We start from the raw sequence: 12697 nt of genomic DNA, 5'->3' as shown, positions 1-12697 counted from the left end.
AAACTCCGTTTTCCGAGGGGAAAAGCCTTTCCCCGGGCCATGTACGGGAATACCTGTTACATTATATGGTTCATATGAATTCCGCGGCTCTTAACATTGCGCTCCTGGCCTTCGTCATAGTTACGTGGGGGTATTCGTGGATACTGATGAAGATAGGTCTCGGATATGCCAAGCCCTACACCTTCGCGGCCTGGAGGTGCGGCATAGGGGCCGCTGCGCTTCTCGCGTACGTCTGGTGGAAGGGGCCCAAATGGCCGGCGCTCAGGAAGCTCCCCGATTACCTGGCCGTGGGGTTCTTCCAGACCACACTGCTCTTCGGGCTCATGCTGCTCGGCATGGAGCGCATAACCGCCGGAAAGACGTCGGTACTCCTTTACACGATGCCGGTATGGACGATCCTTATCGTTCATTTCTATCTTAAGGACAGGCTGAGCCCGACGAAGTGGATAGGGGTCGCGCTCGGGAGCCTGGGGATACTCTCGATTCTCGGCTTCGACGTGATAACGCAGCAGGACATCAAAATTTTCACGGGCGAAATATTCGTCGTAGGAGCAGCCGTTTCGTGGGCCGTGGCGAACATATGGATGAAGACGAGGATGGCCGGTGAGGACATATACACCGTGAGCGCCATACAGATGACCCTCGGGACATTGCTCCTTCTGTTCATAGCCCTCCCGCAGGGGGCGCTGGACGTCAGGTGGACGGCGTACTCCGTATACATACTCCTCTTCACCGGCATAATAGCGTCGGCAGTCGACTTTACGATCTGGTTTTATCTCATAAAGAAGCTCGACATAAACATCACGACGTTCTCTTCGATGCTGGTGCCCGTGCTCGGGCTCGTCTTCGACTGGCTCATGCTCGGAAACCCGCTCGACGCAGGGGTCATTGCGGGAGGAATCTTTATCCTTGCCGGCATATACATGGTTTCCAGAAAATGACCGTCCGGCATAGCGATTTTCAGGTTCTATTTGAACTGCCCGTAATGTATAATTGGTAAACGTCTCGTCTTCCCGGATCGCACGAAATCGCACGAGAAAGAAAAGGATTTGCGAGACGGCGGGGGGCAGCCCCGATTCATACCATGCGCTACAAGATTCCCATCATATTCGGGGTCCTGTTGGGGATCCTGGTCCTTATCCTGACGGGGGCGTACTTTCTCACCCAGACGGAATATTTCAGGGGCTTCGTAAAACGGAAGACGGAAGAGATAGTGAGCTCGTCCACGGGGCAGAAGCTCACTATAGGAAGCGTCGAGGGGACATTCTTTTACAGCATAAGACTGAGGGACGTGTCGTTCGAGGTGGAGGGCGAGGGGTTCGTCACGGTGGACGAGGCGGAGCTCGTCTATTCGATCCCGGCGATGCTGAATTCGACCTTTCTCTTCGGAAGGAACGTGCTCGTGGACGGCATTACCCTCAGGGGCGCGGACGTGAGGCTCGTAAAGTACGCCGACGGGACCTGGAACTTCGGCAGGATAGGCGAAAAGAAAGAAAAGGAAGAAGACAGGGAAAAGGAAACGAAGGGGCCGCCCCGGTGGAACATAACCGCCCCGAGCGTCGCGCTCGACGGCGTAAGGCTGACAGTGGACGACAGGGAGAGCGGGAAGGTGTCGGAATACCTACTTAACGACACGGAGCTTTCGGTACGGCTCGGCAATATCTATGAGAAGATAGAGGCGAACATAAAGAACGCGGACTTCGACGCCGTGAGCGAGGGGATTACCGTGAGGGGGCTTTCGACGAAGGCCCTTTATTCGCCGGACGCGGCGGAGGTCGCAAACCTGAAGGTAAGCGTTAACGGGGCCGAGATAAGCGGGAACGTAAAGGCCGAGGACCTCCAGGATACCCCCGATTTTATGCTGGACATAGCAGCGAAGGGATACGAGATAAAGGACGTCGGGACCGTGAGCGTCGAGGCGAAGGGACGGGGCGGGTACGCCGGGCCCGGGGATATAAGGGCCGACCTCGGCATCGTCGTCCCCGAATCGGAGCTCTACGGGCAGAAGGTTTCGGGCAGGCTCGACGGCATAAAGATGTCGGGCACCAGGATCGACCTCGGGGACGGGAAGATAGTCACGGGGCCGGGGGAGCTCGAAATAAGCGGCGGAGCGGACATAAAGCGCATACTCACGAAGGAAGGCGAGAACTCCTTTAACGTAAATCTTAAGCTCAGGAACGTTAAGACGGCAGAGGTCTTCACCCTCCTCGAAGAGAAGGCCCATACACGGCCCGAGGGGATAAACACTCAGCTCGATGCGGTTTTGAACAGCGAAATAAAGGCGCGCGGAAGCTGGATCGAGCCCGATGACATGAAGGCATCGGCTGATATCGCGAGACTCGACATAAAGGGCTCCAGGGCCGGGGAGCTTAAGCTCACCGGAAAGGTGGATTACTCGCGGACCGCCCTCGGGCTCGACGTCAGGACCGTACTCAACAAGCTAAACCCCGGCGTCATAGCGAACAAGAAGGACCTTAACGGAAGCGTAACGACTGACCTCGCCGTGAAGGCGTCCGTGCCGCTGGAGGGCGACGTCGTACGAGGCATGCACGGAGCCGTCAAGGGGAGCATCAAGCCTTCACACATCTACAACCTCGATATTAAAAGCGGAAAGATAGACGTTACGTACGAGAGGGAGGTCCTTACGGCGAGGGCGCTCACGATCGACGGCGACGGGTTTAAGCTCAACGTGACCGACGGAAGGGGAGGAAGGAAGGGCGTCAACCTGGGGTACGAGCTCGAAGTTAAGGACCTCGCCCTTATATCGAAGTTCGCCAAGGGGACCGAGCTCGCGGGCTCGCTCGAGGCGAAGGGGCGCGTCGAAGGGGAGATAACGAATCCGAAGATATCCATAGACGGGGACGTGGACGGCTTCGAGATGAACGACAACATAAAAGCCGAGACGATAACGATAACCGCGGAAGGGAGGCCCGATCTCTCGGACCCGGATATAAAGGCGGAGATAAACGCCGGGACCATATCGGTGGGCGAGAGGGAGTTCGAGAGCGTCGAGATCGACGCCGACAGCGAGGGCGGGAAGGCGATAAACGTGGACACGGTGATAACCGAGAACGACGACTTCAAATATATCGTCCACGCTGCGATAGACGATTTGACCGGAAGGAAAAAGCATATCGAGATATCGAAGCTCCTTTTAGACCTCGAGGATACGGAGCTCGAAAACAGGGAGAACATATCCCTGACGATAGCGCCGGATTCGCTCGTTCTGAGTTCGTTCAATCTTTATTACAACGACACTTCGGCGATTGCCGACGCGACTATATTCTACGACGGGAGCGTCGAGGCAAGCGTGAACCTGAAGGACCTCAGCCTGAACGACGTCGTGAAGGTATTCTCCCCGAAGGCCGAGGTGGAGGGCGCGCTGTCCGCCGACATAGACGCTTCAGGGACAATGACCTCGCCGCAGATGAGGGCGAAGATAAACATCGGAAACATCGTGTACAAGGATTTTAAGAACGACGATATCGATCTCGATGTTTCGTACCTGGAGCAGAACCTGACGCTCAAATTCGACATTACGAACGGGGGAGCGTCGATACTGCAGGCGAGCGGGAGCTCGAACGTCGATCTTAACCTGAAGGAGCCGGGAGGAAATATCGAGACCGCGCCGTTTAACCTGACGGTTACGTCGAGCGGGGTGGACCTGAGCCCGCTTTCGACGCTCGTGCCGGAGGTGGAAAAGTCCACAGGGGTTCTGGTCGTCGATTTAAAAGCGAGCGGGACGCTCGGGAGGCCCGTCGCGAACGGCCAGCTCTCGATGAAGGACGCAATCTTTAAAATCAAGTCGCTGAGGAACGAGCTCAAGATTGAAAGCGCGCTCGTCGAGATGAACGGGCAGAAGGGATTTTTGAGAGAGCTCGTCGTTCATTCGGGGTCGAACGGAACGGGGAGCTTCACCGGCGAGATAGACATACCTGCCATGACCTTCGACCTGAAAGGCGACCTCAAGGATTTCCTGATAAGGCCGAAGAACATGGCCGGACGGCTAAGCGGAAATATAGACGTCGACGGGGAAGGTTCCAGAATCGCCCTCAAGGGGAGTCTCACGGTTTCGAGGGCCAGGATCACGATTCCCGAAACGGAGGAAAAGCAGGTCGAGGAGATCAAGTTCGTCGACGAGCGGGAAGACGAGTTCACGGTCCAGGCCGGCAAGCCTTCGGATTACTTCAAGCAGAACATTGCCATGGATCTAAGGGTGAGGATGAGGAGGAACAACTGGGTGCGCGGGCGCGGGGCGAACATAGAGCTCAGGGGAGACCTCGACATAAAGAAGGAATACGAGCAGGACATGAGGATAGTCGGGAACATAAGCACCATACGGGGGACGTACGAGAATTTCGGAAAGCTTTTCAGGATCGTCCAGGGGAACGTGAGCTTCTCGGGGACGCCCGATATTAACCCCTTCCTCGATATAAGGGCGCTTTACAGGGTTTCGGGGGTCGAGATATACATAAACATATCGGGGACCGCGAAGAAGCCCGTGGTCGAGCTTACGAGCGACCCGCCGATGTCGGAGACGGACATGGTTTCGTATATAGTTTTCGGCGCGCCGTCGGACCAGATAGGCGCGAGCGACAGGGCTTCCATACAGGGAGTGGCTTCGGGGCTCGCGGGCGGTGTGGCGGCGGCGCAGCTCGAGAAGATGCTCGGGAGCAAGTTCAAGCTCGATGTCGTCAGCATAGGCAGCGGCACCCAGGGGCCGGAGCTCGAGGTGGGCAAGTATCTGACCGAGGACCTCTACTTCGCCGTCGAAAGGCAGACCACGCAGTCGCTGGCGGATTCGACGACGATAACCCAGACCAAGGTAATCGTCGAATATACGATATTCAAGAACGTTTCCATAAACGGTGACATCGGCGGCGAGAATCCGGGCGTTGACGTGTTCTACAACTTCAACTACTAGATTTTAACGCCGGGCCGCTACTGGAGATTCGTGTCGGAGACCGCCTCGGTCCTCGGCATAGGTATGGGCGAAGCGTGGTGTACGACGAGCTTCCAGCCGGAGCCGGTTTTGTGGAAGACGTTAGTGGATTGGGCGAAGCCGATCCTCATATCATCGTCCCCGGCCCTGTGTATCACCTTCTCGACGCAGACGACCCATGCGAGCCCTTCGGCTACCTCGACGCTCACCTGTGAAATCTCAACCGTTTCGGGGCCGCCCTCTCCGAAAATATTCTTCCAGCTCTCCTTAATCGCCTCCCAGCCGTAGAGCATGGGCCAGCCGGGATGAACGCACTTGTCGTCGGGCCCGCCGAGCCATACGTCGGACATAAGATCCATGTCGGCCCGGTTTACGGCAAGATAAAACTTCTCGTTGGCCAAAATGACTTCTTCGGCTTCGTGGTCGAACGTTTCATTCATCGGAGAAAAAGATTATTACTGAATTCCGGGGACGACTCCAGTCCGGGCCGCGGCGGGGGCGCACCTTACCCCGAGGCTTCGAGCCCGTAGCCGTCGATAAGCCGGAGGAGGTGATCGATCTCTTCGAGGACCGACGGGTCTTCTTCGGATACTTTCAGGCGGAGGAGCGGGCCGAGCGCGCCCTTCCCTTCGAGCTTCCAGAGGGCCCAGGCGGCGTGAGTCCTGACGAGCGGCTCTTCGTCGCCTAGGCGCTCCGTGACGACGGGGACGAAAGAGGGGTCGCCCGAATTCCCGATGGCGACGAGGGCGTTCCGGAGGAGCCCCCTTCGCTTGGCGCGCTTTACCGGGCTCCCCTTGAAGAGCGCCCTGAACTCTTCGGGGCCGAGGGAGACTATGGAGTCGAGACCCGGATTATAGAGGCCGGGCCGGGGCCGGAACGAGGCTTCGTCCGTTACCGGGGCCTTCCTGTTCCACGGGCAGACGTCCTGGCAGATGTCGCAGCCGAATATATTGGAGCCCGTCTTGTCCCGGAGATCGAACGGCATACTGTCCTTGAGCTCTATCGTGAGGTAGGAGATGCAGAGACGTGAGTCGAGCGTGTAGGGCCCGGTGAGCGCGTCCGTCGGGCAGGCGTCGATGCATCTCGTGCACGTGCCGCATCTGTCGGGGGCAGGTGAGTCGTATTCGAGCTCGATGTCCGTTATGAGCTCGCCGAGGAATATCCACGAGCCCGTCTCCTGGTTTATGAGGCAGGTGTTCTTGCCTATCCAGCCGATGCCGCCGTATCTCGCGTGCGCCCTTTCGAGGACGGGACCCGTGTCGGAGTATCGCACGATCCCGGCGGAGCCGGACGTTTCGGCGCGTATGAAGCCGGAGAGGGACGACAGCTTCTCATCCATCACGTCGTGGTAGTCGTCGCCCCAGGCGTAGCGCGCTATCCATCCCCTGCGGCTGTCGCCGCAGGCCGTCGAATACGGCGTATCGGTGTTGTAGTTGAGCCCGCACGTTATGACGGACTTTGCGCCGGGGAGTATGTTGCGCACGTCCTCGCGCCTCTCCACGCGCCGCTCGAGATAATGCATCTTACCCGCGTGCCCCCTTGAGAGCCATTCCTTGTAGCGCCGGCCGTCGGGGAGAGGGCCCGCAGGGGATACGCCAACGAGGTCGAACCCGAGAGAGCGGGCGTGACGTTTTATGCCGGAGGTAAGGTCTTTGACTCCCATAGGGATATTTTATCACACGGCTGCAGGAAGAATTTCAGGAATGCCGGGTTTTTATTCGGACCAGCCGCCGGGGTGTTTTTTGGCGACGTAGATGAGGGAGGCTATCTCCCCCACGGCCGAACCGCCGGAATGATACGTTACGAAGTAGGAGCGGGCCTTAACGCCGAGCGGGGCGTCGGGCGGCGCCGCGGAGAAGCCGGCCCTGCCTATGAGCGGGATGTCGGATTCCCCCCTGCAGAGGAGGGCGATGTCCTTGTCGGCCACGCCGAGCTCGGACTTTAGCGCTTCGTAGAGGCCGAGGGCCCCGGGGAAGCCCTGGTGGAGCTCTATACCCAGCGTTTCGGCCACCGACGATATAGCGTTTGACTTCGACGTGGAAAAGGCCGCGAATTCGACGCCGCCGTGCCTGAGAGCCGAAATATATTTCGCGTCCGGCAGGCTGCCGTTGCCGTTGGCCCCACCGTGTTCGAACCCGTCGGCGTTTACGAGAACGAGCCTCACGCCGGCGAGTTTTTTTACGAGATCCGTTCTTAGCTTCTGGAACATTGAACCCTTACGGAATCCTTATGGGGCAGCCCGCATCCGCCCCAGCATTTTAAGGCATCGGGCGCTTAATGCAAGTGGCCCGGGGTGCGCCCTATATGTATAATCTAACGACATGATACCACTCAGAGACACCACTTCGACGCCGGGTATCCCATTCGTTAATATAACACTTATAGCGGTTTGTATTCTGGTTTTTCTTTACGAATATTCGCTCGGGGCCGGGGTAAACGCGTTTATAGACGCCTACGGGCTCGTCCCGGCGGACGTTTTCGCCCCGGGATTTTCGGCCGGCGAAAGGATATATCCCTTCTTCTCGTCGATGTTTCTTCACGGGGGGTGGCTCCATCTTATCGGGAACGTGCTGTTTCTTTACATATTCGGGGATAACGTCGAGGGAAGGATGGGGCACGCCAGGTATCTCGCCTTTTACCTCGTCTGCGGGTTCGCGGCGGCCGCGATGCAGTTCGTGACGAACGTTCATTCCGTCATACCGATGGTAGGGGCAAGCGGAGCGATATCGGGCGTCCTCGGGGCGTACATAACGCTTTTTCCGAGGTCGAGGATTCTTACGCTCGTGCCGATATTTTTCTTCATACAGCTTATACACATCCCGGCCGCGGTGTTCATATTCATATGGTTCATAATACAGTTCCTGAGCGGCGTGAGCTCGCTCGGAAGGGCCGCGGATATCGGCGGGGTCGCGTTCTGGGCGCACATAGGCGGGTTCGTCGCAGGGCTCATACTCGTGAGATTTTTCGTCAGGGGCGGCCTCGGGGCGGTCGGAGGCGGCAGGAGATTTTATCATTGAGACGGGGGCCTTCGGGAGTGACCGGGCGGAAGCGTTCCAGTATAATTCAGGGAATTCATTTCGGGTGAGGGCATATGGCTCACGCTAAAAGGAAAACGGGAAAACGCATCGCGATAGTCGTAGGCGGAGGCCCCGCGCCGGGTATAAACGGCGTCATAAGCGCAGCGACCATAGAGGCCGCGAACAGGGGCGTCGAGGTCGTGGGGATAAGGGACGGGTTCAAGTGGCTGGCCGAGGGGGACGCGACGCACGTGGAGAAGCTGGGCATCCACAACACTTCGAGGATACACCACACGGGCGGCTCGATAATAGGCATCTCGAGGGCGAACCCGACGACTTCTCCCGAGAGGATGAGAAATACGCTGAAGGGACTATTCGGGCTCGGTGTCGGGTACGTGATAACCGTCGGCGGGGACGGGACGATGTGTCTCGCGAACAAGCTCGAAAAGGCGGCCGGGGGAAAGCTGAGGGTCGCGCACGTGCCGAAGACCATAGACAACAATATCCTTATACCGTCGTATATTCCGACGTTCGGATACGAGACCGCCCGGCACATAGGGACGAGGCTCGTCCATTACCTGATGGAGGATGCGAAGACCACGGGGAGGTGGTATTTCGTCGTGACGATGGGGAGGCTCACCGGGCACCTGGCGCTCGGGATCGGGAAGGCGTCGGGCGCGACGCTGACCGTGATACCCGAGGAGTTCGGGAGGGGGAAGGTAAGGCTCTCGAAGCTGGTTACGAAGCTCGAAGGGGCGATAATCAAGAGGCTCGCCATGGGCAGGACGGACGGGGTCGCCATACTCGCAGAGGGGCTTACCGAGAAGCTCGACGAGGAGGATTTAAAGGAGCTGCAGGACCTGGAGAGGGACGAGTTCGGACGCCTCAGGCTGTCCGAGGTGGATATCGGCGAGTTCCTGAAGGAGAGGACGATGAAGGCCCTCTCCGAAAAGGGTATCGACGTAAGGGTAATAGACAAGGTGATAGGGTACGAGCTGAGGTCGGCCCCGCCTATTCCGTTCGACGCCAAGTACACCCGGGAGCTCGGGTACAGCGCCGTGAAGTTCCTCATGGGCGGCGGCACGGGGGCGCTCATAACCATCCAGACGGGAAAAATGGTGCCTATAGACTTTTCGGAGATGATAGACCCCGTTAAGGACAGGGCCAGGATAAGGTTCGTCGACGTCAGGACGGAAGCCTATGAAGTGGCGGACAGGTACATGATAAAACTGAGGGAAGACGACCTTACGGACAGGAAAAAACTGGCCGCTCTCGCCAGGGCCGCGAACATGAAACCGGCCGAATTTAAAAGCTATTTTTCACAGGCGGTATATTAGGTGTATTTTTACCGGATTCCGGGGCATAGATAGAGGAATTTCTTAAGCTTTGCCCGTGAAAAGCGCAAGGCCCTGAAATAATTGAATATAGTTTTTGCCCCATTCTGAAAAATTTAAGAAAAATACTTAAAGGGACATACGCCCAAATTGACATTTGTCTCGAAATATGATAAAAAAAAGCCAATGTTTTACAGGTATTTACTCCTTACTGCCGCTCTTTCATTTGTCCTAATAGGATGCGGAAGCAAATCTGTCACTCCGAAAAGAACCCAGTCAGCAATGCCGGGAATCGACGTCGAAAGCGGGGGGCAACACCCCGACATAAAGATGGTCGATGAATATTCGCCTTCGCCCTCGCAGGCGGACGACCTGAGGTCGAGCTTTTTCATGCTTAACCCGCAGATACAGGGCTGGAAGACATACTACTACGTAGAGACCATTTTCGAGCAGTTCCCGGACGTCGTACCCGAAACGGAGAACGAGATACCGGTAGTGCTTAACGAGAGGGTCATGCACTACATGGTTTACTTCCAGAACCAGGGGCGGAGATCGTTCAGCATATGGCTCGAGCGTTCGGGCAGATTCATACCGCTCATGAGCGCGATCCTGGCCGAGAGGGGAATGCCGACGGACCTCGTTTATCTCGCGATGATAGAGAGCGGGTTTAACGTGAAGGCCGAATCGCACGCCGCCGCCGTGGGGCCGTGGCAGTTCATAAAGCCGACGGCGATAAGGTACGGGCTCAGGGTGGACGCATGGGTCGACGAGAGAAGGGACCCGAAGAAATCGACGAAGGCCGCGGCGGATTATCTGAGCGACCTTTACGCGATGTTCCAGTCGTGGGAGCTTGCGGCGGCCGGATACAACTGCGGCGAGGACAGGGTGCAGGCCGCGATAGACAAGTATCAGATAAACGATTTCTGGCAGATATCGGAATACACGCTTCCGACCGAAACGAAGAACTACGTACCCAAGCTTATGGCGGCGCTGATAATTGCGAAGAACCCGGAGAAATACGGGTTCGTCGGCATCGATTATCACGAGCCGGAATACTTCGAGACCGTAAGGGTCCCCCCGCAGAAGAGCCTTAGCGACATAGCGAGGGTGATAGGCGTAAGCCATTACAAGCTCGTCGAGCTCAACCCCGCGATACTGCTCAATGCGACGCCCCCGGGCGGACCGTACGACATCAACGTGCCGAAAGGTTATTCGGCCGTCGCCCTCGGCAAGACCAAGGAGCTCTATGCGCTTGCGGACGTTAGCCCGTCCATAGCGCAGAGGAGCACCGTTGTGGCCGGAAGGCACAAGGTCAGAAGGGGCGAGACACTCGGGAAGATAGCCGGGCGCTATGGGGTGAGCGTTTCGAGCATAAAGAGGGCCAACAACATGAGGGGCTCGACTATCATGGTCGGGCAGTCACTCGTAATACCGGGGCTCAAGGGCTCCGTAAGCACGGCCTCGACCTCGTCCGGCTCGCAGAACGCCACGTCTACCGCGAGGTACACCGTCAGAAGGGGCGACACGCTCGGGGCGATTGCGGCCAGGCACAGGGTTAGCATAGGCTCGATAAAGGGCGCAAACAACATGAGAGGCTCGCTCATCAGGCCCGGACAGGTTCTGACGATACCGGGAGCCTCGGGACGCTACTACGACACGCCGTCGGGCGGAACGGCTATAACGAAAACTACCGCTTACAGGGTGAAGCCCGGCGATACGCTGGGTGCAATAGCGTCGCGGTACAACGTAAGCGTTTCCACGATAAAGAAGGCGAACAGGCTCAGGGGCTCGACGATAATGGCGGGCCAGGAGCTTACGATCCCCTACATAGCGGGCAGCGGGGCGGTTTATGCGGATTCGGCGAGCAGCGGTTCTTCGGCGTCGAGCTCGTCTTCGAGGGGAGCCACGAAATATACGGTAAGGCCGGGCGATACGCTGAGCGGCATAGCGGCGAGGCACGGCGTTTCGATGTCTTCCATACAGAGCGCCAACAACATGAGGGGGACCGTGGTAAAGAGGGGGCAGAAGCTGACCATTCCGGGCTCTTCGTCTTCCTCGCAGGCAGTGGCGAGCGCACCTGTCGAGCGCGCATCGAGCACCGGCAGCTCCGGGACGTACAGAGTACAGGCAGGTGATACACTCGGTAAGATAGCACAGATGCACGGCGTATCCATGGCATCCATTCAGAGCGCGAACAACCTCAGGGGCACGATTGTACAGCGCGGTCAGGTGTTGACGATCCCGGGCGCGGGGAGCGGTTCTTCGAGCGTCGCCGCGACCAGCACCAGAGGTTCCAGCTCTTCTTCCAGATACACCGTCAAGTCGGGCGACACGCTCAGCGGGATCGCCTCCCGGAACGGCGTGTCGGTCGCCTCGCTCAGGAGTGCCAACAACATAAGCGGCAATACGATAAGGTCGGGACAGACGCTGGTGATTCCGGGCGGCGGCTCTTCTTCGTCGGGCTCCGCGAGCGACGTGGTTAGTTATAAAGTGAAAAAGGGCGACACGCTCTGGGCCATAGCCAACAGGCACAACGTATCCGTCGCGAGCATCAAGAAGTGGAACAACCTGAACTCGGCCGAGCTTACGCCCGGCGTGAGCCTCACAATCTACAAGTAAAATATATTCCTTCCTGAAAAGCTTTATTCCGGTATTCGTTCAAAAAGCAGAGACAATGAAAAAGGCTGAATATAAAAAGCTGAGGCGTGCATACTCCAAAAAAAGGGTTTTAATCGGGGAGAGGCTCGCGGAGTTCAGGGAGGTTCTGGAGTCGGGCGACGACGGGAGGATATTCGAGGAGCTCGCCTTTTGCATCTGCACGGCGGGGGCGAGCGCGAAGATGGGGATGAGGTCGGTCGAGGCCCTGAGGGATGTGCTCCTCGAAGGGGAGCTCGAAGACCTCCGCGAGCGGATGCATGGTGTGCACAGGTTCCCCAACTGGAGGCCGGCGTATATCGTGCACACGAGGGAGTATCTAAGGCGCGAGCACGGGCTCGGCATGAGAAAGCTCGTCCTGTCGTTTGCCGACCCGGTAGAAAGAAGGGATTTCTTCGCGAAGAACAGGGACATAAAGGGTATAGGGTACAAGGAGGCGAGCCACTTCCTCCGGAACATCGGCTTTCCGGGGTATGCGATCCTCGACAAGCATATTCTCAATACGCTTTACGAGATGGGCGTCATAGAAGGCCCGAAGCCGCCCTCGACGAGGGACAGTTACATATCCACGGAAGAGAAGCTGAGGGGATTCTCGGAGGATATAGACATTCCGATGGACGAGCTCGATTTACTCTTATGGAGCGAGAAGACCGGGGAGATTTTGAAGTAGCTCCGCGGGGGTGTTACCGGCCTCCGGAGCCCGCAGCGATTTGCCCAACCGACGGTTCGGTGCAATCGACCTGAGCCGG

The 12697-nt window shown here is 57.7% G+C and carries 9 protein-coding genes; 6 read left to right on the top strand and 3 right to left on the bottom strand.

Annotation, left to right across the window (positions count from 1 at the left end; translation table 11 throughout):
- Positions 1-65: 65 nt before the first annotated feature.
- Complete coding sequence (locus tag PKC29_11155; GenBank protein HML95976.1) at positions 66-941, top strand: DMT family transporter; 876 nt, start codon at positions 66-68, stop codon at positions 939-941.
- 143 nt (positions 942-1084) lie between these two features.
- Complete coding sequence (locus PKC29_11150; protein HML95975.1) at positions 1085-4924, top strand: translocation/assembly module TamB domain-containing protein; 3840 nt, start codon at positions 1085-1087, stop codon at positions 4922-4924.
- A 17-nt stretch (positions 4925-4941) separates the two neighbouring features.
- Here PKC29_11150 and PKC29_11145 read toward each other — a convergent pair whose 3' ends face one another.
- From PKC29_11145 to PKC29_11135, 3 genes are all read right to left on the bottom strand, one after another.
- Complete coding sequence (locus PKC29_11145) at positions 4942-5382, bottom strand: nuclear transport factor 2 family protein (protein HML95974.1); 441 nt, start codon at positions 5380-5382, stop codon at positions 4942-4944.
- Positions 5383-5447: 65 nt separating this feature from the next.
- Positions 5448-6605 carry a tRNA epoxyqueuosine(34) reductase QueG gene (gene queG, locus PKC29_11140; GenBank protein ID HML95973.1) on the bottom strand — a complete coding sequence of 386 codons (1158 nt, stop codon included), beginning with the start codon at positions 6603-6605 and terminating at the stop codon, positions 5448-5450.
- Positions 6606-6656: 51 nt separating this feature from the next.
- The gene (locus tag PKC29_11135) at positions 6657-7151 is read right to left on the bottom strand and encodes a hypothetical protein (GenBank protein ID HML95972.1); all 495 of its coding nucleotides are present in this window, start codon (positions 7149-7151) and stop codon (positions 6657-6659) included.
- A 112-nt stretch (positions 7152-7263) separates the two neighbouring features.
- On the opposite strand from PKC29_11135, the gene PKC29_11130 reads away from it, so the two are divergent.
- The 4 genes from PKC29_11130 to PKC29_11115 all read left to right on the top strand — a co-directional run bounded on the left by PKC29_11130 (position 7264) and on the right by PKC29_11115 (position 12618).
- Complete coding sequence (locus PKC29_11130; GenBank protein ID HML95971.1) at positions 7264-7959, top strand: rhomboid family intramembrane serine protease; 696 nt, start codon at positions 7264-7266, stop codon at positions 7957-7959.
- Between the two features lie 74 nt (positions 7960-8033).
- A complete protein-coding gene (pfp, locus tag PKC29_11125; protein ID HML95970.1) occupies positions 8034-9296 on the top strand; it encodes a diphosphate--fructose-6-phosphate 1-phosphotransferase in 1263 nt (420 codons plus the stop codon).
- Between the two features lie 279 nt (positions 9297-9575).
- Positions 9576-11912 carry a LysM peptidoglycan-binding domain-containing protein gene (locus PKC29_11120; GenBank protein ID HML95969.1) on the top strand — a complete coding sequence of 779 codons (2337 nt, stop codon included), beginning with the start codon at positions 9576-9578 and terminating at the stop codon, positions 11910-11912.
- Between the two features lie 55 nt (positions 11913-11967).
- A complete protein-coding gene (locus PKC29_11115) occupies positions 11968-12618 on the top strand; it encodes an N-glycosylase/DNA lyase (GenBank protein HML95968.1) in 651 nt (216 codons plus the stop codon).
- The last annotated feature ends 79 nt before the right edge of the window (positions 12619-12697 follow it).

The organism is Thermodesulfobacteriota bacterium, assembly GCA_035325995.1.
Taxonomy (GTDB): domain Bacteria; phylum Desulfobacterota_D; class UBA1144; order Nemesobacterales; family UBA2774; genus JADLGH01.
This window is presented reverse-complemented; position numbering and strand designations above follow the sequence as displayed.

Excerpts from the sequence above, each read along its gene's own strand:
- PKC29_11155 (HML95976.1), top strand. The coding sequence starts at position 66 with ATGGTTCATATGAATTCCGCGGCTCTTAACATTGCGCTCCTGGCCTTC.
- PKC29_11150 (HML95975.1), top strand. The coding sequence starts at position 1,085 with ATGCGCTACAAGATTCCCATCATATTCGGGGTCCTGTTGGGGATCCTG.
- PKC29_11145 (HML95974.1), bottom strand. The coding sequence starts at position 5,382 with ATGAATGAAACGTTCGACCACGAAGCCGAAGAAGTCATTTTGGCCAAC.
- queG (HML95973.1), bottom strand. The coding sequence starts at position 6,605 with ATGGGAGTCAAAGACCTTACCTCCGGCATAAAACGTCACGCCCGCTCT.
- PKC29_11135 (HML95972.1), bottom strand. The coding sequence starts at position 7,151 with ATGTTCCAGAAGCTAAGAACGGATCTCGTAAAAAAACTCGCCGGCGTG.
- PKC29_11130 (HML95971.1), top strand. The coding sequence starts at position 7,264 with ATGATACCACTCAGAGACACCACTTCGACGCCGGGTATCCCATTCGTT.
- pfp (HML95970.1), top strand. The coding sequence starts at position 8,034 with ATGGCTCACGCTAAAAGGAAAACGGGAAAACGCATCGCGATAGTCGTA.
- PKC29_11120 (HML95969.1), top strand. The coding sequence starts at position 9,576 with ATGCCGGGAATCGACGTCGAAAGCGGGGGGCAACACCCCGACATAAAG.
- PKC29_11115 (HML95968.1), top strand. The coding sequence starts at position 11,968 with ATGAAAAAGGCTGAATATAAAAAGCTGAGGCGTGCATACTCCAAAAAA.